Origin of the sequence: Streptomyces albipurpureus, assembly GCF_023701525.1 — a bacterium.
GTDB classification, from domain to species: Bacteria; Actinomycetota; Actinomycetes; order Streptomycetales; family Streptomycetaceae; genus Streptomyces; species Streptomyces albipurpureus.
The window spans coordinates 147,183-169,700 of record NZ_JAMQAW010000012.1 but is presented as its reverse complement, the minus strand read 5'-3'; the positions used below and the strand labels follow the sequence as shown (position 1 = coordinate 169,700).

The window sequence follows — 22,518 nt, the reverse complement described above, 5'->3', positions numbered from 1 at the left end:
GCACGCCGTAGAGACCGGAGACTGTCTATGCCCCAGGCCATCGCGCTTGCGGACGACGCGTCCATACCCGTCGCACCCCAGGCGGAGGTCGCTCCCCTCGGGGTACCCGCAGGGGCTGCCGAGGCCGAGCACTCCCTCCCCGACACCTCTGCGCCGGTGCCCCCGACCCAGGGAGAGGCACCAGAAGACCCAGTGGCTGCGATCAACACTCGGCTCGTCCCCAGCGCGCGCACGGCGCCGGACGTCGCTCCAGCGAGTGCCGGGCAGCTCAAAGCCCCCGCCAGAAGCCAGGGCAGTGAATTCGCGCCACTGCTACGCACGGTGAAGGAGCAAGGGCTCCTGGAGCGCCGCACCGGCTGGTACGTCCGCAGTATCGTCGTCAATCTGCTCGGCATCGCCGCAACGGTCACCGGGATGGTGTTGATCGGCGGTTCCTGGTGGGTACTTCTGCTCGCCCCGCCGCTTGCCGTGCTGTCCGCCCGGACCGGCTTCTTCGCTCATGACGCAGGCCACTCGCAGATGACCGGCGATCGTCGCAGGAGCCGCCACATCCAACTGTTCCTCGGCAATCTGCTGCTTGGGATGAGCCAGGAGTGGTGGAACGACAAACACAACCGCCACCACGCCAACCCCAACCACATCGACAAGGACCCCGATGTCGCCGCGGACGTTCTGGTCTTCAGTCAGAGCCAGTTGGGCAACCGGTCGGGGGTCGCCGGCTGGCTCACCCGCCATCAGGCCTGGCTGTTCTTTCCGCTGACCACCCTCGAAGGGATCGCGCTCAAGGTCCACGGCCTCCGGGCCGTGTTCACCGGAGGCGGTTCCCGGCAGTCCGCCCGCGGTCGCGTTGTGGAGGGGGCGCTGCTCGTCGCCCATCTCCTCGCCTATGGCGCCTTGTTGCTGGCCACCATGCCGTTGGGCCAAGCAGTGGTCTTCGCCCTGATCCATCAACTACTGCTCGGACTCCATCTGGGCATGGCCTTCGCGCCCAACCACAAGGGCATGGAGATGCCCGACGAGGAGAACGGGAAGGGCTGGGGCCATCTGCGCCGGCAGGTTCTCACCTCACGCAATGTGCGCGGCGGCCCGGTCACGGACTGGATGCTCGGTGGCCTCAACTACCAGATAGAGCACCATCTCTTCCCGAGCATGCCCCGTCCCCACCTCAGGCTCGCCCAGCCGCTGGTGCGAGCCCACTGCCGCTCCCTCTCCGTGGCGTACACGGAGACCGGGCTGATCGACTCCTACCGCCAGGCGCTCGCCCATATGCACGAGGTCGGCGAGCCGCTGCGGACCGATACGTAACAGGCGGAGGCTGGGGCGGCCGCACGGGGTACGGGGGGCTGGGTAGGGGAACTACAGAGGGTACCCATGCGTTTCCCCAGCAGAAGTCGGGGCAAGGCCGAGCAAGGAGGCATCGACGTGTCAACACGGACAAAGGTCGTCATCGCAGGAGTGGCCGTGGCCCTGCTGCTGAGCCCACTGATCGGCTGGTTCTCCCTGCTGGTCGTGCTGGGAGTGCCTGCGGTGGCCTATCTGATGCTTGACCCCAGCCAGCGTCGTAGGCTGCGGCGCGTCAGTCGCAAGGAGCTCGGCCGCTGATCCGGGCGGGAGGCCCAGGGGGCCCATAGGCGAGTGGCCTCGCCTTCCCGCCGGGCGGCGCCAGGGACCACCACCCGCGGGAGCGGGCCGGTCGGCTTGAGGGGAGTGACGCGGCCCCGCCCTGCTGGGGCTGTCGGCACCTGACGGCTCAGCCGGGGCGCACGGCCATCAGGTCGAGGGCATCGAGCAGATCGGGCAGCTCGCTCCCTCGGCTCACGGGAAGCACCTCATGGGGCTCCTCGTCCAGCAGGAAGAAGGCCATATCGTCGGTGCGGGCCACCATGGACCAGCCCGGCCCGTCCGCACGAAGGGTTCGTGCGCCGCCGGGCGCAAAAGTCGAACGCACCCGTCCTATGGGCGGGGGTGACTCCAGATACCGCCTGGCCTGGTCCATCGCTTCCCGCAGACCGTCGTGCGACCGCTGTGGCGGGGGCGCGGCGATGTCCGGTGAGGGGACGATGTGTCCATCGTCGATCTGTTGCCGCCAGTGTGACCATTGGAGGGCGATCTCATCCGCCCCCAGCCGCCGCTGTGCGGGCCCCCACTCCTCCGTGTTCGGCGGCGAGAGCGGCGGTACGTCTCCCTCCTCCGGTTCCGGGTCATGTGGCTCCGGCACCCCGGGTGCGGCGACCGCGACGGAGAGTGGCCAGCCGGGAAGGGCGATCACCACGGTCCGCTCGGATGGCGAGAGATCATGTGCCATACCGCAGTCCCAGGCCGCGATGGCCACGGCGACGAGTGGCACATCGTCCACCACGACCGTCCAGCGCGCACCATCGCCGTCCTGGCCGATCACCAAGCCGTAGCCATCGGCGCGGGGATGGACCCCCAGTGCGGCGCAGGCGGCCGGAAAGTCGTCGCCGAGAGCGCTGGGAAACTGCGCCGGCGTCAGAAGCACCGCGGTCAGCACGTACAACGCGTCCTCGTCGACGGAGACTTCCGTCTCGGCCATGGTGCCTCCCCGCCAGGCTGTCCCTGCTCGATCGCTTGTCGGCGCACCCTAACCAGTGGGTAACCCGGTCGTCGAGGTTCTTGAAGGGGAAGAACGCCACTTCTTCCGGTCGCCCGGGGATCCGACCGCGCCGAGCGGCAGACGTCCGTCGAGCGGGCGGTGGCACCGTATCCGCGGTGAGCGGGTTCGGTGTCCGGCCCAATAAGGTTCGTCCGCCTTCGGGTTGGAAGGAGCCCTCAGGCGGCGGGTAGGCCGAGAAGGCTCCTCGCCACGGTCTGGGGCGACTCGTCCCGTTCGCGGGCCAGGGCTATGACCGCGCGGCAGGCCAACTCGTTCACCCCGAAGGAGAGCGCCTCCGGTGACACCCAGGTCACGGCCTCGTCCATCTGTGCTTGGTCGTCCTCTGCGCAGCCGGACACATAGAACGCCGCGGCCTCGAAGAGGTTGTGCTGCGGTGAACGGACAGGCGTCGCCGGCGTCTTCTGCGGGCGGGGTGCAAAGAGCCTGCGGAGTTTGCTGAACACCCGAACCACCTTCCCCAGGGGCGACGGGGGCGTCGCCGATCCTTGTACTGTGCATGCCCCTCTGACACCGGCTTTAGAGCTTCTGCGAGCGGCCTGTACTGCGGCGCGTCCTGCCGGACGACTGGATGGCGCCCGCTACCCGATCCCTCCTCGGCGATCCCGTGGGTGCTGGTTCTGACGGATCGCCAGGACGAGGAAGCGGGCGTCCTGATCCTCGTAGGAGGTCATTCGCCAACCGGAGGCGGCCAGGAGATCGTTGAGCCGGGGCTCGGCGCGAAGATCGTCGTCGCCGATCTGACGTCCTTGCCGGGCCGCCAGCGCGGCACGGCCCAAGGGGTGAAACAGGGCCAGTCTCCCCCCTGGGCGTACCACTCTGGCCAGCTCCCGCAGTCCGACGTCCGGCTGTGGGAGATGGGCGATCAGACCGGCTGCGAACACGGCGTCGAGTGACGCGTGCACCAGGGGCAGTCTGCTCACGTCCGCGAGGAGCAGGAGGGCCCACTGGTCGCGTCCCGCCGTGGTAGCCGCGGCCAGCATCTCCGGGGTGAGATCGACGCCTAGTACGGTGCCCCGATCGCCCACGGCGGAACGCAGCGGCGGCAACGCCCTTCCGGTGCCGCATCCCGCGTCAAGCACCGTGTCCCCCCGGCTCAGGCCGAGCCTGGCCACGGCTGCCGCGTAGGCCCGCTCGTCATCGGGGAAACGGGCGTCCCAGCCGGCTGCCCGGGTGCCGAAGAACTCCTGCACAGACCTGTGGTCATCGCGCGGCCCCTCGGGCCGTGGGGGAGCTGTTCTTGGGTCATCGGGCATCAGAACGGGATTCCTCTCGGCAGTGTCGCTGGTTCAGCGCGCACGGGTAAGTGAGTACATTCCACGGCAAGAATATTCTCCTGGCATATTCCAAACTGCTGGCGTCCAGCGGGGCCGGTATCGGGGCTCCTACCGAACGCGGTCCCCACCGATCGGTCACCCCACCCACCGGACCTGACGTAGCACACCTGCGCCACCGCCGAAGTGGTCGCCTCGCCCGCCACGGCTGAATGCCCTACGGGCCGTTGCTCCCAGCCAGGGAATTGTCGGCATGGCTCCGATGTGCGTGCGCGGACTGAGGGGCCGCTCTTGGCTTCGTCGATCCGGGCGCGTGATCGGCGGAGCGATGGAAACGGCCCATATCGAGAAATCCACGGCCGGGCCCGCTGCTGTGCCGTGGCCGGACCGTCCCTGGATTGACTGCCGGTACCTCCTCATTCTGCTTGCTGTCCGGTAGGGCAGTCCATTCCCGTCCCCTGTGGCCTCCCCTGCGGTGTCATCTGGCTTATGGTTCTGCATGAATGGAAGTGCTGCCGCGCTGGTGGAGTGGAAGAGTCCCGGGGCTAGTCGGGATTCTCATGGTCCGCAGTCGATTTCCCAAGGGTGGGTACCCTCCCAGGCCCGCACTCTCCTTCCTGTTCCTGCGTGGTGTACTGGCATCGCTATTCCTTGATGCGCAGAGTTGAGGGATGGGGGATCTACGGAAATTCAGATTGCCGATCCCGCCCACTTCATCAATGGTTTCGGCTTCTGAGGCGGGTTCAGTGGCCAACTGGGCCCCCGCTTCGAAGGTTTCCGCAGGGACGGGGAGGGTGTCGGTTCCCTGTTGGGCGTTATCGCCATGCCGCCCTGTGGAGAGGTTGCCTTCGGCATGGTCGTCATCGGGAACCCGAACGCGAACCGGCCGGGAACCCTCCCTCGGGACGACCACATGGCCTGTGCGGAGATGGCGGTTGAGCGGCAACTGGAGCGCCGGGCAACCACCCCGCCCGGGCTGGTGCTGCCGAGGGCGTCCACCATCGAGTCAGCCATATGACCTGGTGATCGTTGCCCGTCGGTGAGCGGAGCATTCGAGTCCACTCCTCGGGGAGCCAGCCGAGGTCTCCGCTGAGTCGCGGGAGGGACAGTCAGCGGCGGATCTTCCCGTTGGGATGGGTCGATGCCCGAGTGTTTCCTCCTGGGTCATCCTTCGAGGCAAAGCCGAAACCGATGACGAGCGCAATCGCGAAGGTGTCCGCCCGGTCGTTTTCCGCTCATCCCGCGGTGCAATGGAGCGGGAAAGCACTCGGGAGCCTTAGTCCAACCGCGCGCCCTAACGGCCCGTCGAAGTGGGTGCCCGGTGGTCGAGCGCCGATGTGGAGATGGGTGAACCCCGGGCAAGCGCAGATCGCTGAGGGCGGCTGGACCCTATCCGGTGTGATGAAAAGCCTGGTCATGGGTGCACTGGAGACCGTGCGACGGCGCTGGGCGGCATGACCGCCGAAGAATCCGCCCGTGGTGCGGGAAATCGCAGTTCAACCGGGTCGTCAGGGGTGTTTGACGCTCCCGAACCAGCCGGGCACCAGCCCACAGCCGACCCGGCTCGGCTATGCCGACCGGACCTCGTATTCCTGGGCTGCTCAGTTCTCCCCTCGGCGTCATAGGCCAGAACTCCCTGTTGATTCAGCAAGGAATCATGTCGGTATTCTCAGGGAGCGGCCGGGCGCCCACATGGATGACATCTCGCCAACCGTTTCCCTGGGGAAATCACCCTTCTCCCAGGGAGTGGCTATGGCGAGCGTCAACACCATCCGATGGCTGTGCTGAACATTCTTCTCTGCGGACTTGCGCCGGCAGGTTCGTGACTCTCACCGTGCTCCTGATCTGGCCCCAGGAACGCGTGCGGCGCCATGCGATGTCTGCGGCTGTGACTCGCGATGGGGGATCAGTGCAGCCGGTCGAATATGCCGGCCGAATGTACACGGTCCGGCCGCTCGATTCAGTGGGCCAGTTACACCTTGCTCTGTCGTCCGGTGTGCGAAAGGCTTACGTGCAACACGGGGAACGTATGAGCGGGGAGGGGACCAACCATGCCGCTGGACAAAGGACTTGACTGGCTGCTCGACGATCTGACCAAGCGGATCGAGCAGATCAGGCACGCCCTGGTGCTATCCAACGACGGCCTAGTGACAGGGGCGAGTACGGAGTTGGCCCGTGAGGACGCCGAGCACCTTGCGGCCGTATCCTCGGGTCTGCACTCCCTTGCTCGCGGCTCGGGACGGCACTTTCGCGCCGGCAGAGCCCGCCAGACGATGGTCGAGTTCGATGAGGCGCTGCTCTTTGTCACGGCCGCTGGGGAAGGCAGCTGCCTCTGCGTACTGAGTGAGGCCGAAGCTGATGTCGGCCAGATCGCCTACGAGATGACGCTGCTCGTCAACCGGGTCGGTGAGCATCTGAGCGTTGAAGCCCGTCAGCCAGCAATAGGCGACGTTTGACCTGGAGTAGATGCCCAACCGTGAGCTGGGGAACGCCTCACGGTTGGGAACCGCCGCCGTGGTTGTCCACTGGGCAGCCCGGCGGATGGCGATTCTGGTCTCATGGATGGAGAGGCTCGACTTCGTCTACGGCCCGACGGTTGGAGCGCGCTGGCAGGGCATGACGACAGCGCGAGCGGCTGGACGGCGGTTTGGTGCAGAGGTCAGCCACCCAAAGCGGTCGGCCGGTTACACAACGGAGGGGGTGGTCTGTTGGTCTGGGTTTCGGCCCTGCCCCGGACGGTGCACGGCCGGTGACTGTCCGAACCGCAGCCCGACGCACCGGCCTCATACAGGGCCCGTGAGAAACGGGGAGCGGCCGCTGAGCTCTCATGGTCGCCCAGTCAGAGCCTGAGTGAATGGACCTCGGCATCGAGGGGCTGCGCGACAGCGCCTGTCAGTCGCATCTGGCGCCGTGCTAGACGGTACTGCTGGGAACCGGCGGGACAGTGGCCCCACCACCGATTTCAACAGCCTGCACTATCGCCTGGTGGAGAGCGCGACTGTCGTCCTCGGAGGCGCAGGCGGTGGGACTTCCCGACATGGTGAACCAGTCGGACGCCCCGCTGTACTGCACGGCGACACGCGCCTCGCCGCTTGCCCAGGTGGTGTGCACGGTGAGATCCCCGGTGAGAATCCCGACCTCTTCGGTGAGCACACCTCCACGCCCGGAATACACCCCCGTGGTCGTCCACGATGCCCAGCTCATCCTCCCAGGCTCGCACTCCGGGGACGGATACGCGACCGTTGTGCGGGAACAACCGAAAATCCTGCCCCGGCCCGGGGTCCCGTCAGCCGTGGTGGCCATCACGACCGTCCCGGCCGAGCCCCGAAAGCGGCTCCGCACCGGCCGAACCCTTGCCGGCCCACCAACCGAACATCCCGGGTGCGGGGACGCGGCGCGGATTGCGATGGAGCCGAAGACGGCTCCGGTGACATCCGACCTCCGGTGATGGGTGACTGCGGTCGCCGGCGGCATACGGTGCCCGCTCCTTGGCCAGGCCGGTGGATCGATGTGTGAAGTTCTTCTGTTGCCCCGCTTAAGAAATCCTCGATGGACTACCACCGCCGAGCTGGGCAGATTGGTGCTGGTCACGGGGAGCCGACGCGCGCAGCTCGCGCAGGGCGCGTCTGCATCCCCGGCACATCGCACACCGCGCCAGCCACGCAGAACCACCTCTGGAGCCGCCCCCGTGAAGGCACTCGTCAAGCAGCACGCCCAGCCCGGACTGTGGCTCATGGACGTACCCGAACCGGAGATCGGGCCCGGTGATGTGCTGATCAAGGTGCTGCGCACCGGGATCTGCGGCACCGATCTCCATATCCGTTCCTGGGACCCCTGGGCACAGCAAGCGGTCGACACACCCAGGGTGTTGGGGCATGAGTTCGCCGGTGAGGTGGCAGCCGTCGGCTCGGATGTCCGGGACATGGCGGCTGGCGACACGGTCAGTGGCGAGGGGCACCTGGTCTGCGGCAAGTGCCGCAACTGCCTTGCTGGCCGACGTCATCTGTGTCGGAGCACCGTGGGCCTCGGAGTCGGACGGGACGGGGCGTTCGCGGAGTATGTGGCCCTGCCCGCCTCCAACGTCTGGGTGCACCGTACGGCGGTCGATCTGGACATCGCCGCGATCTTCGACCCTTTTGGGAACGCCGTACACACCGCACTCAGCTTTCCCCTCGTCGGCGAGGACGTGTTGATCACCGGTGCGGGGCCGATCGGCATCATGGCCGCCGCCGTCGCCCGACACGCGGGAGCCCGCAATGTGGTGATCACCGATGTCAGCGAATCCCGACTGGAACTGGCGCGCAAGGCTGGAGCCACGCTCGCGCTGAATGTCACCGGCCAGGGCATAGCCGAAGCACAACGGCGCCTGGGGCTCAAGGAAGGGTTCGACATCGGCCTGGAGATGTCCGGCCGCCCCGAAGCGATGCGGGACATGGTGGACAACATGACGCACGGCGGTCGTATCGCCATGCTGGGACTCCCATCGGATGAGTTCGCCGTGGACTGGTCGAGGATCGTCACCTCGATGATCACCATCAAGGGCATCTACGGGCGCGAGATGTATGAGACGTGGTACGCCATGACGGTTCTCCTGGAGGCCGGACTCGACCTCGGCCCGGTGGTCACCGGCAGGTACGACTACCAGGACTACGACGCGGCCTTCGACGAGGCGGCGACCGCACGCGGCGGAAAGATCATCCTCGATTGGACATCCTGACCGGTTCGACCGCACCCCTTCCCTTCAGACCACCCGGTCCCGCACCAGGACCCCGACTCACGCCGCAGCGCCGCCCAGGTGGAGCTGGACCGGTCACTGAGCTCCGATCTGACCAGGTGACCGAGCCCGGTCCGACCCGTGCGCGGTCCCATGCCCACCAGCCCGACCGGTCCGCCCGGGGACCTGGCCCCGTCTCCCGCCACCAGCCGGGTTTGACGCCGCTCGCCAGGCGGGTCCCCTGGGGAGCGCGGGCAGCCACCTCATCTGTCCGCCCCGGGTCTGACCACCGTTTCCCCACCCAACCCGCTAGGGAGCCCTTCTGATGTACGAGTCCGTCCGTACCGAACTTCGCACCACCCTCGATGAAATCCGCGCGGCAGGCCTCCACAAGCCCGAGCGCGTCATCGGTTCCCCGCAGGGTGGCACCGTCTCCGTGGCTTCCGGCGAGGTGCTCAACTTCTGTGCCAACAACTACCTGGGACTCGCCGACCATCCCGAGGTGATCGCGGCCGCCAAGGAAGCGCTGGACCGGTGGGGGTACGGAATGGCCTCGGTGCGGTTTATCTGCGGCACCCAGGACGTCCACAAGGAACTTGAAGCACGTCTGTCGGCGTTCCTCGGACAGGAGGACACCATCCTCTACTCCTCCTGTTTCGATGCCAACGGAGGTGTCTTCGAGACACTGCTCGGCCCCGAGGACGCCGTTGTCTCCGACGCCCTGAACCATGCGTCCATCATTGACGGCATCCGGCTCTCCAAGGCCCGTCGGCATCGCTACGCCAACCGTGACCTGGCCGATCTGGAGCAGCAGCTCAAGGAGACGCAGGACGCTCGCCGCCGGCTCATCGTGACCGACGGCGTCTTCTCCATGGACGGGTATGTCGCGCCCCTGCGCGAGATCTGTGATCTCGCCGACCGCTATGACGCGATGGTCATGGTCGATGACTCGCACGCGGTCGGCTTCATCGGCCCAACCGGCCGTGGCACGCCGGAGCTCGCGGGGGTCATGGACCGGATCGACATCGTGACCGGCACCCTGGGCAAGGCGCTCGGCGGAGCCTCCGGCGGCTATGTGGCCGCTCGTACCGAGATCGTGGCCCTGCTGCGTCAGCGCTCCCGCCCGTATCTCTTCTCCAACTCCCTGGCTCCTGTGATCGCCGCTGCCTCACTCAAGGTCCTCGACCTTCTGGAGTCGGCCGGCGATCTGCGGACCAGGCTGGACCAGAACACGACCCTCTTCCGCACCAAGATGACCGAGGCCGGATTCAACGTCCTCCCCGGCGACCACCCCATCGCGCCCGTCATGATCGGTGACGCGGCCGAGGCCGGGCGCATGGCCGAACTCCTCCTGGAGCGCGGGGTCTATGTCATCGGCTTCTCCTACCCCGTGGTCCCCCTCGGACAGGCCAGGATCAGGGTCCAGCTGTCCGCGGCGCACTCCACCCAGGATGTGGAGCGGGTGGTTTCCGCCTTCGTCGACGCACGACAGACTCTGACGGGCTGAGCATGACCGCGCCACGACACGCTCCGGGCCGCGGCCGGCCCGCAGCCTTCCCAAGCGCCGGGGGCCGGCCGCCCCACCCGGCCCGAGCTGGCAAGATGGCTGGGTGATCGACCCCCGGCGGCTGCGCATACTCCGGGCCGTCGCGGACCACCGAACGGTGACCGCAGCGGCCTCCGCGCTCTATCTGACCCCCTCGGCCGTCTCCCAGCAGCTCAACGCCCTGGAGCAGGAGACGGGCCACACCCTCCTGATACGCAGTGGCAGGGGGGTCCGGCTAACGGCGGCCGGGGTGATCCTGCTCGACCACACCCATGCCGTGCTCGCCCAACTGGAGCGGGCGGAGGCCGAACTCGCGGCCTACGCGGGAGGCAAGGCCGGCGAAGTCACCATGGCCGCCTTCGCCACCGGCATCGCCGAGGTGGTGGCCCCGGCCCTGGGGGTGCTCCGGTCGGCCCATCCCGGTGTCCGGGTGCGGGTGCGGGACGCGGAGGGCGATGAGAGCCTGCCGCTCGTCCTGGACGGTGAGGCGGATATCGCGGTCGCGGTGGAGTACCGGGGTGCGCCGGGCGAGGACGATCCTCGACTGTCGCAGGTACCGCTCTACGCCGAACCCTTCGACGCCGTCCTCCCTGCCGCTCATCCCCTCGCGGCAGGGCGGACGATCGTCCTCGCCGAGTTGGCCGATGGCGACTGGATCGGCCCCTATCCGAGCAACCCCTGCCATGACATGGTGCTGCTCGCCTGTGAGCTGGCAGGTTTCCAACCTCGTCTCGTACATTCCTCCGATGACTTCCGCGCTGTCGTCGCACTCGCCGGGGCCGGCGCGGGGGTGGCTCTGGTGCCGCGCTCCGCGCTGCGCGGCATGGCACTCAAGGACGTCGTCGTCCGACCGGTCTCGGGTCCCGCCGCGCGGCGGCGGGTGTTCGCCGCGGTGCGGCGCGGGGCGGAGTCGCATCCCCTCATCGCGCCCGTGCTGGAATCCCTGACCGCTGCGGCTTTGGGCCTCTCCGCCGACTGAGGCGGACCTGCTCGGCGCCTACGCGCCGGGACCTCGTGTCGTGAACCCAGGACCGAGCCCGTGGCTGGACGGGGCTTGAATCCATGCCCGAACGGATGGCTGAACGCGGTACGGGAGGAGCGCTGAGTACGCGGAGTCGCATCGGTCAGCGCGACCCCTGCGGACCGATCCAGCCGACGGTATGAGCCAGCCCACGTTCTCCCGGAGTCACCCCTGCGGACTCGGTCCAGGGCCGGGACGAGGCACCAACGCCTCCTTCAGTCCGGCTTCCGGGTTCATGGCCGCCCCCCGCTGAAACGCCATCTCGTAGGCGCTGTCCCCGATTCCGGCGCGGGCCGCGCGCTCACACTCCTGGCGTACCGCGTGGAGTTCCGGAGTGCCTCGTTGGGGATGCCCGACCGTGCTCCAGAAGGCCTGACCGGTGCCGTACACCAGGCCCGCGCGCTCGCCGTCGCCTCCCGCTGCCATCGCCGCGGCCAGTAGATCCAGCCCGAGCGCGATGCCGAAACTGTCACCGATCCCCTGTTTCCCTTCGAGCATGGCCCGCGCGTACTCGGCGGCGGCGAGCGGGTCTCCTGCGAACAGCGCGATCAGGCTGAGTTGGTAGTCGAGATAGGCACGAGTCCATGACTCGCCCAGATCCACACAGCCCCGGCGCAGGGTGAGGGCTCGCTCGCGGGCCTCCGCTAGTTTGCCGAGGCCGGTGAGGGCGAAGACCTGCACCAGATGGCAGCGGAGTCCGTTCGGTGAGTCGAAGGGACCGTTCTCCGCCGAGTCCAGGGCATGCCCCGCCATCAGGTCGGCGGCGAGTGGGCGGCCGGTCAGCAGGGCGATGAGTCCGCTGAGATAGGCGGCGGCCAGGATGCCTTCCGACCCCTCGCCCTCCTCCCGATCGCGGCGGGCGGAGCGGGTGCATGCGTCGCTGATGCCTTGGGCGGTGTCGTATTCGCCCTGCAACGTCATGGTGACACCCAGCGTCCACAGCCCCCGGGTCCGGTCAGGTCCCTGCTCCCGGTGGATGAGGAGTGCCTGTTCCAGATAGCCGCGAGCCTCATGGAGATGACCGCAGCAGCTCCAGAAGAAGCCGACCAGTCCGACCAGGCGTACCGCGCTTGCCGGGGAATCGACCAGTAGATGGTCGAGTGCCGTACAGAGATCCGTGTGGGCTTCGCCAACCCGGCGGTACCAGTGGGCCTGGTCGGGCCCGAGCCATCCTTCGTGGGCCTGACGCGCGAATTCGAGGAAGTGGGAGGCGTGCCGGTCAGCCGCTGTCTTCTCCTCGCCCAGTGCGGAGAGCCAAGCGGCACCGTACTCGCGGATGGTGTCGAGCATCTGGTAGCGAATACCGGCACCTCTCGGTCCCTGTACCACTCTGATGACCGAGACCGCCACCAACCGGTCAAGCAGTGGGCCGATCTCCTCGGCGGCGAGCGGGCCGCCCGTGCACACGGCCCGTACGGATTCCTCGTCGAAGGCGGCGCGGAAGACGGTCAGCCGGGCCCAGAGCAGCCGTTCGTGTGGGGAGCACAGTTCATGGCTCCATCCGATCGTGGTACGCATCGTTCGATGCCGCTCTGGCTGTACCTGGATGGTGTCGTCGGCCTGGAGGACATCAAAGCGTGAGGTGAGACGCCGCGCGATCTCCTGAACGCTGGTGCGACCGGCCTGTGCGGCCGCCAGTTCCAGTGCCAGCGGGATGCCTTCGAGCCGCCTACAGATCCAGGTGGCGGTGGACCCGGGATCTCCAGCGGAAGGGTGCCCGTCCGGTGTCGCCCCACCGGTGCCCCCACCCGGGGCATTCGAAGGGCCGGAATCCGCCGCGTCCGCCTCCGGAACACGATCACCCCTACGGCGTACCGTCGTTGCGGTGTCCGTGGCTGTCCGGCGCGTCCCATCGGCGGGGAGGGCGGCGGCCACCCGCTGGCGGAACAGTTCGACGGCGTCCGGTCCCTCGGGTGACAGCGGGGCCACCTCGATCAACCTCTCGCTCTCCATGTCGAGTGGTTGTCTGCTCGTGGCCAGCACATTCAGCCCGGGTGCCGCCGTCAGCAGGTCGCCCAGCAGCGTGCGGCAGGGGGCGACGAGGTGTTCACAGGAGTCGAGCACCAGCAGCAGTTGCTTGTCCGCGAGCCATTCGCAGAGCGCGTCGACGGGCATCCGCGGTGTGTGGTCCGACAGGTCGCACGCGTCCGACACGGTGGTCAACAGCAGCCTGTCTCCGTGCAGCGGCGATAACTCAGCCCATGCCACACCATCAGGGAACATGCCGACCGCCTGCCGAGCAGCACGCAGGGCCAGCCGCGATTTGCCCACACCGCCGCTACCGACCAGCGTGATGAGACGGTGTCGCGCCAGCGCCCGGTCGAGCCGGAACAGCTCCCAGTTCCGTCCTACGAAACTGGTGGATTCTTCGGGAAGGTTCCCCAACACGCGCCCAGTCTTGCGTATGTATCGGACTCCCTGTACCCATCGTGGATCAGGAGGGGGTGGGCGCCGCCTCCATCGCCTTCTTCAACTTGTCGAGGGTCCTTCGGATGTTGCCCCGCTGGAACTCGGCGAAGGTGTGCCCCCGGGTCGTCAGTTTGTCGAAGGCGTTGGCGAAGGCGTCGGGCCATGTCCTGCGGTCGTCCCGCCAGGTCTCGGTGACCCTGGTGCCGCCTTCAACCGCCTCGAAGTGGTACTCCCAAGTGGCTATCCGTCCGCGCAGCAGCGGTCGACGCCTACCGATGGCGTGGACCCGGAAGGCGAAGCGCTCCCCGCGGTCAGCCGCCACCACCGTGCAGCGCGTGGTCCAGCGCACCGGACCCCGTTTGTTGTAGCCCTCGAACTTCATGCCCACGAAGGCGCCCCGGCTTCCGCCTTGTACGGTTGCGCCGAGGTTCTCCGGACTCCAGTGGCCCATCAGGGTTGGATCACTGACTTGGTCGTAGATGACCGAAGGGGCCGCCTGGATGATGATGCTGTCCGAGACCGCCAGGGTGCGTGCCATGGTGTACGACTCCGATCCGAAGGTGTGCCGGGTTGTTTCGGGCCTTTGCCCGTAGTCATCACGATCATGCCGATGACAAGGGACTCTGCCAACGAGTGGAGTCGAATCCCACACGTACGGACCCGATTGCTGGCGGCGCGCCCTGGGACAGGCCGACCAGATGGCTCATCCCACCCAGTACACCCCGCTCTGACTCGGCATGTCGCTGTGTCGTGTCCGAGAGCGGAGCTCATGGGCCCGGAACGGATCCCATCACCGTCGGCATGCGTATGTCCATGCGCGGCGGCTCCAGGCCGCCGGTGGTGTTCGAGGGCGGGCTGCGGTCGGGCGGTCGGGGCGGTGGCCAGAAGCAGGCCCGGATCTGGGTTCGGATCAGATCGCTCGCTTTGCGGATGTGGCGCTGAGCACCCCAGGCGTTCGGATTGTCTCCTTCGCTCCTCCTCGGGGGGAGGGGGATCACTCAGCGTGTGGTGACTCATTACCTGGCGCGATCTCGACGATCCTGGCGTCGAGATCGCGTCAAAGATCGAGGCTCGGAAGGCGTGGTTGAGACAAAGCGGAATCTAGCACTCCGAATGCCTACCGATAAGGAAAAGATAAGAGCAGACTGAAAGTGAGTGCTTCTCAAGCACACACGGTCAGACGTGCAGCGCACCGAAGGAGGCGAGTCGTATGGCCGGCGTCTCACACAGGGGAGATCTCAGAGACCACCCTGACGTCACAGAAATGCGGGACCGATACGCCAAGGTGTTGGGAGGACGTGACGTCACCCTCATCGATGGCCCGGTCTTTCTGGTGGGTCTGGCATGTGCGGTTTCCCCATGGATCGTTCACTTCTCGGCCAATCAGCCGGCTCTGGCGACGCACAACCTGATCGTGGGCATCGCGATCGCGGTGCTCGCGCTCGGGTTTACCGTCGCTCCGCAACGGATGTACGGCTTGAGTGGTGCCATGTGTGCCATGGGTGTATGGCTGGTCATCGCGCCCTGGATCGTGGGGAGCAGCCCGGATGCGGGAGTGATCTGGACCAATGCCATCCTGGGCGGGCTCACCTTCCTGCTGGGGTTGGCGTGCACGGCAGTGGCCATGAAGAGCAGTCGTGGCGGTCGATCGCCCGTGTGAGTGGACGGTCCACTACCAAAAGGAGTACTCCGACAGACGCAGCCGCTTGGGTGACGTGATGTTGGATGCGAGAGGAACCGGTCAGCCAAATAGCTGACCGGTTCTACGCCATTCAACTGTCCAATCTTGGCCAGTGCCTGGCGTTGCGTCGAGTTCAGCATGGCCGGTGAGGCTGATCCTCAAACCACTGGTATCCACGCGTGGTTTCGCACGTGCGAAGGGTGAGGGGTGGAGCGGCGCACCGGCTATGACGATTCGACGGCGGCCTTGATGCGTTGGCCGAAGGCATTACCGTCCTTACGGGCGGCGCTGAGCGCGAGGCGTACGACCGCCTTGCCGATGCCATGGCCTTCGAGCTGGTTGAAGATGCGTACCCGAGTACTGCCCGAGCCGGTGGTTTCTAGGTCGTAGCCGCCTTCCTTGGCGGTCACGAGGTTCTTGGAGACCTCGGCCCACCGGATTCTGGTCGGAGCCTGGAACTCGGTGATCCTGAACTGCCGCTCGGTGGTGAGACCCGCGTCCTTGACGGTGCTCGCATAGACCGTGCCCACTCCGGTCGGGCCCTGTGTCGTCTTCGCGATCCTGATCACGCGGGGGCTGAACTTCGGGTCGTTCTCGCCGTTGGCGAGAAAGGCGAAGACCTCCTCGATGGGGCGCTGGATCTCTACGATAGCTTCGAACCGACCGGACATGACTCCTCCACTGACGGGCGTCGACGTTTGCGCGGACACTGACAGGGAAAACGGTGATTCTTTCTCTGACCAGGGCATTGCGGGCAGCCCCTTGGCCCAGCAGGATTCTCTCACCGGTAGGCCCACCGTCGCCGTTACCGAGGCTGCCCGTCCGCTAGTGGAGTGAACACTCCACCGGGTCCGCCCGTATTAAGACGGAAAGCCGCCGGGTCGACAAGGAGGACTACCGAAAATGATCGTCCCACGCACCGCTGCCGCCGTCGTGATGCGATTCGTCGCCGCCGGTGCCGTACCGGTGTTGCTCGTCACCGCGGCCCAAGGGACCGCCCAGGCCCATGGGGCGCCAACCGATCCCGCGAGCCGGGTGGCAGCCTGCGGACCTGAGGGGCCGGACCGTAAGGCGGCTGCCTGTCGTGCCGCCGTCACCGCGAACGGGGGCGTGGCGTTCGACGCCTGGGACAACATACGGGTGGCCAATGTCGGTAACCGCGAGGGCGAACGCGAGGTCATACCCGACGGGAAGCTGTGCAGCGCCGGCCTGGCTGACTTCAAGGGGTTGGACATCGCTCGCACAGACTGGCCGACCACCCAACTCACGGCGGGTGGCGACTTCACCGTCACCTACAAGTCCACCATCCAGCACCAGGGATCGTTCGACCTCTTCCTCACCAGGGAGGGATACGACCCGGCCAAGAAGCTGCAGTGGTCGGATCTGGAGGAGGAACCCTTCGCCACGGAGGAGCAGGCGGAGTTCCTGGACGGGTCCTATCGGATCAACGCCACCCTTCCGGACGGACTCACAGGGCGTCATGTCCTGTACACCGTCTGGCGGAACACGGACTCCAAGGACACGTACTACCACTGTTCGGACGTGGTGCTCGCAGCCGATATGCCCGGTGAATCGCGCAGGCTGGGCGTGCTCGGCAGACCCAGCACCCCCAAGGTGTCGGAAGCGCCCCTCACCGGCGTCAACAGTTCACCTTCCCAGAGCCAGTCCGCGTCCAGCGGCGGAGGCAACAACTCCACGATCGTCGCCGGAGGTGTCGCGGCCCTTGCCCTGCTCGTCGTGGGCACGCTCGTCACCCTTCGGCCTCCCCGTGTCGACAACAGCCGTCACCGCCGGGATTGAGTCGTTCGCCGGTTGTGCCGGGCTGCTGAGTCGATGACTGGTCCGCTGGTCCGCGGATACGCCGTCAATTCGGGGTTCACGGGTAACGGGTAGGCCAGAGGTGCGGTGTGCGGTGGCCACTTGCCCCGTCTGCGGGGTGGTGTTCCGCCGGGGACCGTATCGGTGCCGTCCTTCTAGGAATCGCTCAGCAGCCAGCTTCGCGGTGTGCGGTGCCGGGCCATGTTGAGCAGAGAGTGAATGCGTACGCCCGCCTGATCGACCTCCTTGACCGGTGCCGGGAAGGGGAGGCGGGCGTCCGCATAGGTGTCCGCGTACTCCAGGCGCAGGGTGATCCCGTAGCGGTCGATGGCCACGGGCAATGCCCGCCGGGCCCCCAGCGTCAGGCGCGGCTTCACCAGCCGCAGCAGGAGGTCGACGATATCGCCGTGATCGTCGAGCAGATGGGTCAGCATCCCGGCCTCGCAGGTGGCCAGCGGGTCGGTGTCGGCCTCCATGAGTTCATCGAGGCTGACGGTGACGCGCTCGCCGTCCCGGTCGAGGACAGCATGGTCGAACTGCATACAGCGGCTGCCTTGAGGCGTTGAGTGCTCGGCGGAGTCCACGAGCCAGCCCACCAGGAGCACTCGGGCCCGAACCCGGTCACGTACCGGTGTGGGGGCGATATCGGTGAACTCCAGGGTGGCGCGCACGGGACCGTCCCCGGGAACAGCGGTAGCGCTTTCCCGTACCCGGGTCGGCGCCGGGTGGAGATGGACGTGTTCCGAGATACCTGGTCCGCCCAGCCGGGAAACCTCGGTGCGCCCCTCGTCGGTCACCACCGTCATCGAGTCGGCTGCTGTCAGGATCGACCGGATTCGTTCCGCGCTCGTCGGCTGCGCGAGCGGGGCGTTGAACAGGCGGCGCATCCAGAACTCCACATATCGAGGAAACTTAGGTTTGCCTAACCTAAGCCCTGTCCGGTGTTGTCGCCAACCCCGCGACACGGGTTGCCGTTCCGAGGTGATGGACGCGGCCGATGGGCCCCGGGTGGCCGCTGGCCGAGGTGGCGTGGAGTCTCCCGTCCCGACAGGGGCCGTTGAATCGCGCGTGTCGAGCAGGGGCCCAAGCAGGTTGCGGCGAGCTCGTCCATGGCTCAACGGCTATGGTCCCCTGTGGGTTACCTGGTCAGCTGTCCGGTGGAGGGCGCATGGAGACGTTCGACGGCAGGGACGTCCACTTCTTCGAGAGTGTGGACCGCCTCGACGCCTGGCTCGCTGAGAACCACGCAGTGGTGACCGAGGCTTGGCTGAAGCTTGCGAAGAAGAGTTCCGGAATCCGTTCGGTGAGCCCGGCCGAGGTGATTGACGTGGCCCTGTGTTACGGATGGATCGACGGCCAGCGGCGTTCCCTTGACGACAGCCACTACCTCCAGCGGATCACCCCGCGACGGCACAAGAGCCAGTGGTCCCAGGTGAATGTCGACAAGGTGGAGGCGCTCACCGCGGCCGGGCGGATGAAGGAGCCGGGGCTCGCGGAGGTGGCCGCGGCCAAGGGCGACGGTCGATGGGACGCGGCCTACGCCTCGCAGAAGACCGCTGTGGTTCCATCCGATCTGGCCGGGGCGCTGGCGCGGAGTGACCCGGCGAGGACCCGCTTCGAACAACTCGGCAAGACGGATCGTTACGCGGTGATCCTGCGGTTGCTGCGGGCTCGTACACCGGAGAACCGGGCTGCTCGGCTGCGGGCGGCCATCATCGAACTAGAGGCCGCGGACCAACCGCGCTGAGGGGCCTGGCCCCGGGTCCGCCTTCCGGCCTGGATTCCCGCCAGCTGTTCTCCGGGCGGACCGGAGAACAGCTCACGGTCCGCCTCCTGTCGCCGCGCCCACGAACAGGGCGGACAGGGCGGACAGGCGACGGACAGGCCCGAAAGACCAGGGGTCAGGTATCCAGGGGGCGTATCGACACCGGCATTCCCGGTGCCTGGTGCCCCCCGCTCGCCACCATGCGCACCTCGCCCTGGTCACTGATCTCCGCCCGGACGATGCCGCTGTCATCCTCGAAGATGGGATAACCGCCCGCCCCGGCTCTCTCGGTCCGTCGGACGATCACCACATCGTCCTCGGCGGTCGATGCCTGGAAAACCAGCTCGTAACGCTCCGCGTACTCCATGCGGGCCTCCTGACAGCCTGCGCAGGGGCCGATGCTCCTTTCCTCCATCCTCACCCAGATGGAGTGCTGGCGCATGGTGGGGGGAGAATCACCAGGCGCAGCAGTCGCCCGACCCCCGCAGCCAGGGGCGCGGCCCGGAACGACCCCGTCGGCGCGACTCGATGGACGAACGGGAGCGATGGGCCTCGATGACGCGAAGGTGAACGTTCACCGTGTCATGCCACCGGGAGGGAACGCCGGCCTCAGCGGTCAGTGCCGTCGGCAGGCAACGCCGAATTCCGAGGCCAGAACGCCGGCGGCGGCGCGGGCGGTGGTTCGGGGGAACTACCGGCGGACGACACTCCCGGCGAAGACCCCGAACCGCGTCGAACCGCCCAGAGTGCCCCCGTTAGCTCAGTCTGCGGCGATCGACTTCTGGACCAGCGCCGACAGCTCGCTGGCCGCCGTGAAGTCGGGAGTGAGACGGTTCTTGGTGACAGCGAACGACACCCCGGTCTCCGTGTCCCCGTAGGCGAAGCTCCCTCCCGCACCGCCCATCGCGAACACACTGGGGCTGTCCGCCGCACCAGTCGGCAGACCGATCGAGTACCCCAGGCCCCATGAGGACTCCATGCCGAACACCTGGTCGACCCCGCTGTATGAGGTGGCAGTCACCTCCCGCAGCCGCTCCGGTGAGATCAGCCGTACACCGGAGACCTCATGGAGGAGCGCCGCGTACAACCGGGCCATGGCCCGCGCCGATGTCTTGGCACCCGCCGGAATGTCGGCGGTGAGCACATCGGTGCGATTGCCCATCTCCGCCGCGGGGAACAGGGCGATCGGTCCGGCCTTGAGCATCGGCAGATCCGGCGGCAGTGAGGCCATCATCTCGGCCGCGCCCGGCGCGTCCTCAAGCCGGGCGAGCCGCCCGTGCTCGCTCCTGGGCATCCCGAAGTAGAGCTCGTCGGCCATGCCGAGGGGCTCGGTGATCTCCTCGCGAAGCACCTGGGAGATGGGCTTGCCGGTGGCCCGTCGGACGATCTCACCGATGAGATAGCCGAAGGTGTAGGCGTGATAGCCCATCGCGGTGCCGGGCTCCCACCACAGCCGGGCATCCGCGATGATCTCGCACATGGTGTCCCAGTCGCTGATGTCTTCAAGGGTGGTGTCCAACGGCAACCCCGGCACTCCTGCCGTATGGGTGAGCACCTGACGTATGGTCACCGCTTCCTTGCCGTGCGCTGCGAACTCCGGCCAGAGTTCCGCAACAGGGGTGTCGTAGCCAAACAGGCCGCGCTCGGCGAGTACATGCGCCACCGTGGCGGTCGCCGCCTTGCCGATGGAGAAGTTGTAGAAGACGGTCGACGCTGTGACCGCCCTTCCCGTGTCCGGGTCCGCGATGCCCGCGACCACATCGGCCAACTGCTCGCCGTGTTGGTAGACGGCGATCTGCAGACCGCGCTCCGCCCCCGACTCGACCAGGTGGTCGGCGGCTTCCTGGAGTCTCTTCTGGATGTCGCTCACAGTGTCTCCTGCTGTCTTGGCGTCCGGTGCGTGGGTGTAAGCGGTGCGTATGGCAGATAAGACGGATGGGCGGCCGGAAACTCATCGGTCGCGGTCGCTCCCCTTGGACCGTCCCCTTCGACGGCCGGTTTGTCCATGGACGGCGACTGCGGACCGGTGGCCAGGGAGATCGGGGCTCCGACCGCCCCCAAGCCGCCCGCTCTGTCACCAACTCCCTTGCCCTGGAAGGCATTCCGCGGCCGTCACGCCCTTTACTGTCTTGGCGCGAAGTCGCGGTGTCACAGGAGACCAGGTCCGGAACCGACACCATCGCCACCGCGACCAGCGAAGCCGCCTCGCCCGTATCGACGGCCCGCTCATTCAGCCCTATCGCAGTGATCGTCACCACCAGCGGCAGACGGACTGAGGCATGGAGGGCAAGGCCCTGGGCGGCTCCGGGGAGATCGCCAGGTGCGGGCGCTCACCCGGTGGTCCGCGCGCACGAGGAGGAGCTCCGACTCAGCTCTCCACCGAAGGGGCCCAGCGTGTGATGCCCACGCCCGTACGAAGGGGAGCAGTCAGGCCCGTGAATGACGCCGAAGCCGCTCTCACGCCCGGCGAGGAAGGCCAACATCGCCAGGCGGGGCGGGGGAGACGGCCTCGTCGGTCTCCGCCCAACCCAGGAGATCGGGGCCGATGGCCGTGCCCAGCAGAGTCTCGAAGACCATCGGAGGGACGCGAAGCCAGGGGCCGCGGTGCGAGCAGGGCACGGCCGTGATCGGGAGGAGTGCCCCGGGGTGGCATGGGGTCGGAGTGCCGAAGACGGCATCGGCGCCCCGGGTTTTCGCCCTGGTGTCAGGGGGTGGGCTCCTCCAGCCGTCGCAGCCGCTCGGCGTCGCTGGTGCGCGGGCAGGTGGCACAGGCTTCGGCGGGCCGGATCGTGTAGTAGAGGCAGCAGCCCATGCGGTTGCGGGTGGGATATGACCGTCCGTCACCCCCGGTGAGCCGGCGGAAGGACGCTCCGCCCGCGAAGGGGCCCACCGGTCCCGGCAGGACCTCACTCGCCTCCCGCACCGCTCGCTCCTCATCGCCGAGCATCCGCCCGAGGTACCAGATGCCCGAGACGAGATCGTCGCCCACCATGCCCCAGAGGCTCCGCGGCCCCCGTCGCATCCGCGGGGCGACTGCCGTCAGCAGCGGTCGTACGTGGTCGGCGACGGCCGTACGCAACTCATCGCGCAGCGCCTCCTCGTCCTTGGACACACGCACGCCCGGCAGTCCCGCCGCGGGATCGTCCGGTAGGCACCAGAAGCTGCCCGGTACGACCGCATGGCTCTCACTCGTTCGACTGACGCGTACGGCGTCGGGTCGCAGTCGTGGCACCCGGCGTTCCAAGTACCAAGGGCCGCTGATCAATAGGCAGGCCGACCAGAGGTAGGCGTGCAGTGCCCGAGAGGCGACCACGTCGGGGCGGGCGACATGCTCGTACCGTTCGTGGATGCGGCAGGCTTCGGCATCGAGGAACGCGTCGAGCAGCTCGGGACGGCAGGCCAGTTCGGCGCTGTCGATCCACCCTTGGGCCGCTGGAGAATGGGGTTCTGCGACCTCCACCTGGAGCGCCTCGCACAGGGTGGCGAGCCGGGAATAGGAGGATGCCAGCAGAGTGGAGCAGCTGAGCGCAGCTCCGGCAGGTGCAGGCGCCGGGGCCAGAGTCACGGGTACTCCTCAATGAGCAAGAATGAACGCGAGGAAGGTAAGGCTCACCTTAGCGTTATCCCTCGTACGTGTTTGCCAACGGGTCCCGCAACG

General features: G+C 67.4%; 21 protein-coding genes. 10 read left to right on the top strand and 11 right to left on the bottom strand.

Features of this window, described 5'->3' with window-relative positions:
• The first annotated feature begins 27 nt into the window (after positions 1-27).
• Together NBG84_RS16485 and NBG84_RS16480 are read left to right on the top strand one after the other, a co-directional pair.
• Positions 28-1,305: a fatty acid desaturase gene (locus tag NBG84_RS16485; RefSeq protein ID WP_250920209.1), complete on the top strand. Its 1,278-nt coding sequence runs from the start codon at positions 28-30 to the stop codon at positions 1,303-1,305.
• Positions 1,306-1,422: 117 nt separating this feature from the next.
• Positions 1,423-1,602 carry a hypothetical protein gene (locus NBG84_RS16480; protein WP_250920208.1) on the top strand — a complete coding sequence of 60 codons (180 nt, stop codon included), beginning with the start codon at positions 1,423-1,425 and terminating at the stop codon, positions 1,600-1,602.
• Between the two features lie 148 nt (positions 1,603-1,750).
• Here the strand turns inward: NBG84_RS16480 and NBG84_RS16475 are convergent, their stop codons facing one another.
• The 3 genes from NBG84_RS16475 to NBG84_RS16465 form a co-directional block, all read right to left on the bottom strand.
• The gene (locus tag NBG84_RS16475; RefSeq protein WP_250920207.1) at positions 1,751-2,554 is read right to left on the bottom strand and encodes a hypothetical protein; all 804 of its coding nucleotides are present in this window, start codon (positions 2,552-2,554) and stop codon (positions 1,751-1,753) included.
• A 236-nt stretch (positions 2,555-2,790) separates the two neighbouring features.
• Positions 2,791-3,078, bottom strand: a complete 288-nt coding sequence (locus NBG84_RS16470) for a hypothetical protein (protein WP_425608646.1) — start codon at positions 3,076-3,078, stop codon at positions 2,791-2,793.
• 135 nt (positions 3,079-3,213) lie between these two features.
• Complete coding sequence (locus NBG84_RS16465; protein ID WP_250920205.1) at positions 3,214-3,888, bottom strand: class I SAM-dependent methyltransferase; 675 nt, start codon at positions 3,886-3,888, stop codon at positions 3,214-3,216.
• Between the two features lie 826 nt (positions 3,889-4,714).
• Between NBG84_RS16465 and NBG84_RS16460 the strand changes: the two genes are divergently transcribed.
• The gene (locus NBG84_RS16460; RefSeq protein ID WP_250920204.1) at positions 4,715-4,924 is read left to right on the top strand and encodes a hypothetical protein; all 210 of its coding nucleotides are present in this window, start codon (positions 4,715-4,717) and stop codon (positions 4,922-4,924) included.
• A 1,033-nt stretch (positions 4,925-5,957) separates the two neighbouring features.
• On the top strand, positions 5,958-6,362 hold the full coding sequence (locus NBG84_RS16455) for a roadblock/LC7 domain-containing protein (RefSeq protein ID WP_250920203.1): 405 nt from the start codon (positions 5,958-5,960) through the stop codon (positions 6,360-6,362).
• A gap of 457 nt (positions 6,363-6,819) precedes the next feature.
• On the opposite strand, the gene NBG84_RS16450 is transcribed toward NBG84_RS16455, so the two are convergent.
• Positions 6,820-7,110 carry a hypothetical protein gene (locus tag NBG84_RS16450; RefSeq protein WP_250920202.1) on the bottom strand — a complete coding sequence of 97 codons (291 nt, stop codon included), beginning with the start codon at positions 7,108-7,110 and terminating at the stop codon, positions 6,820-6,822.
• Positions 7,111-7,594: 484 nt separating this feature from the next.
• On the opposite strand from NBG84_RS16450, the gene tdh reads away from it, so the two are divergent.
• The 3 genes from tdh (at position 7,595) to NBG84_RS16435 (ending at position 11,145) form a co-directional block, all read left to right on the top strand.
• A complete protein-coding gene (gene tdh / locus NBG84_RS16445) occupies positions 7,595-8,623 on the top strand; it encodes an L-threonine 3-dehydrogenase (RefSeq protein WP_250920201.1) in 1,029 nt (342 codons plus the stop codon).
• A gap of 322 nt (positions 8,624-8,945) precedes the next feature.
• Positions 8,946-10,127 carry a glycine C-acetyltransferase gene (locus tag NBG84_RS16440; RefSeq protein ID WP_250920200.1) on the top strand — a complete coding sequence of 394 codons (1,182 nt, stop codon included), beginning with the start codon at positions 8,946-8,948 and terminating at the stop codon, positions 10,125-10,127.
• 103 nt (positions 10,128-10,230) lie between these two features.
• Complete coding sequence (locus NBG84_RS16435; RefSeq protein ID WP_250920199.1) at positions 10,231-11,145, top strand: LysR family transcriptional regulator; 915 nt, start codon at positions 10,231-10,233, stop codon at positions 11,143-11,145.
• Positions 11,146-11,352: 207 nt separating this feature from the next.
• On the opposite strand, the gene NBG84_RS16430 is transcribed toward NBG84_RS16435, so the two are convergent.
• Together NBG84_RS16430 and NBG84_RS16425 are read right to left on the bottom strand one after the other, a co-directional pair.
• Positions 11,353-13,575 (bottom strand): ATP-binding protein, encoded by a 2,223-nt coding sequence (locus NBG84_RS16430; protein ID WP_250920198.1) that lies wholly within the window; start codon positions 13,573-13,575, stop codon positions 11,353-11,355.
• A 46-nt stretch (positions 13,576-13,621) separates the two neighbouring features.
• Complete coding sequence (locus NBG84_RS16425) at positions 13,622-14,134, bottom strand: SRPBCC family protein (protein ID WP_250920197.1); 513 nt, start codon at positions 14,132-14,134, stop codon at positions 13,622-13,624.
• Positions 14,135-14,806: 672 nt separating this feature from the next.
• Between NBG84_RS16425 and NBG84_RS16420 the strand changes: the two genes are divergently transcribed.
• The gene (locus NBG84_RS16420; RefSeq protein ID WP_250920196.1) at positions 14,807-15,256 is read left to right on the top strand and encodes an SPW repeat protein; all 450 of its coding nucleotides are present in this window, start codon (positions 14,807-14,809) and stop codon (positions 15,254-15,256) included.
• Between the two features lie 245 nt (positions 15,257-15,501).
• Here NBG84_RS16420 and NBG84_RS16415 read toward each other — a convergent pair whose 3' ends face one another.
• Positions 15,502-15,948 carry an SRPBCC family protein gene (locus tag NBG84_RS16415; RefSeq protein ID WP_250920195.1) on the bottom strand — a complete coding sequence of 149 codons (447 nt, stop codon included), beginning with the start codon at positions 15,946-15,948 and terminating at the stop codon, positions 15,502-15,504.
• Positions 15,949-16,180: 232 nt separating this feature from the next.
• On the opposite strand from NBG84_RS16415, the gene NBG84_RS16410 reads away from it, so the two are divergent.
• Positions 16,181-17,077, top strand: a complete 897-nt coding sequence (locus tag NBG84_RS16410; protein WP_250920194.1) for a lytic polysaccharide monooxygenase — start codon at positions 16,181-16,183, stop codon at positions 17,075-17,077.
• 173 nt (positions 17,078-17,250) lie between these two features.
• On the opposite strand, the gene NBG84_RS16405 is transcribed toward NBG84_RS16410, so the two are convergent.
• Positions 17,251-17,982, bottom strand: coding sequence for a DUF2470 domain-containing protein (locus NBG84_RS16405; protein WP_250920193.1), 732 nt, complete (start codon positions 17,980-17,982; stop codon positions 17,251-17,253).
• Positions 17,983-18,263: 281 nt separating this feature from the next.
• Here NBG84_RS16405 and NBG84_RS16400 point away from each other — a divergent pair, with 281 nt between their 5' ends.
• On the top strand, positions 18,264-18,842 hold the full coding sequence (locus NBG84_RS16400; RefSeq protein WP_250920192.1) for a YdeI/OmpD-associated family protein: 579 nt from the start codon (positions 18,264-18,266) through the stop codon (positions 18,840-18,842).
• Positions 18,843-18,996: 154 nt separating this feature from the next.
• Here NBG84_RS16400 and NBG84_RS16395 read toward each other — a convergent pair whose 3' ends face one another.
• The 3 genes from NBG84_RS16395 to NBG84_RS16385 form a co-directional block, all read right to left on the bottom strand.
• Positions 18,997-19,227 (bottom strand): DUF6296 family protein, encoded by a 231-nt coding sequence (locus NBG84_RS16395; RefSeq protein ID WP_250920191.1) that lies wholly within the window; start codon positions 19,225-19,227, stop codon positions 18,997-18,999.
• A gap of 393 nt (positions 19,228-19,620) precedes the next feature.
• Positions 19,621-20,730 carry a serine hydrolase domain-containing protein gene (locus NBG84_RS16390; RefSeq protein ID WP_250920190.1) on the bottom strand — a complete coding sequence of 370 codons (1,110 nt, stop codon included), beginning with the start codon at positions 20,728-20,730 and terminating at the stop codon, positions 19,621-19,623.
• Positions 20,731-21,564: 834 nt separating this feature from the next.
• The gene (locus tag NBG84_RS16385; RefSeq protein WP_250920189.1) at positions 21,565-22,425 is read right to left on the bottom strand and encodes a (2Fe-2S)-binding protein; all 861 of its coding nucleotides are present in this window, start codon (positions 22,423-22,425) and stop codon (positions 21,565-21,567) included.
• Between the last annotated feature and the right edge of the window lie 93 nt (positions 22,426-22,518).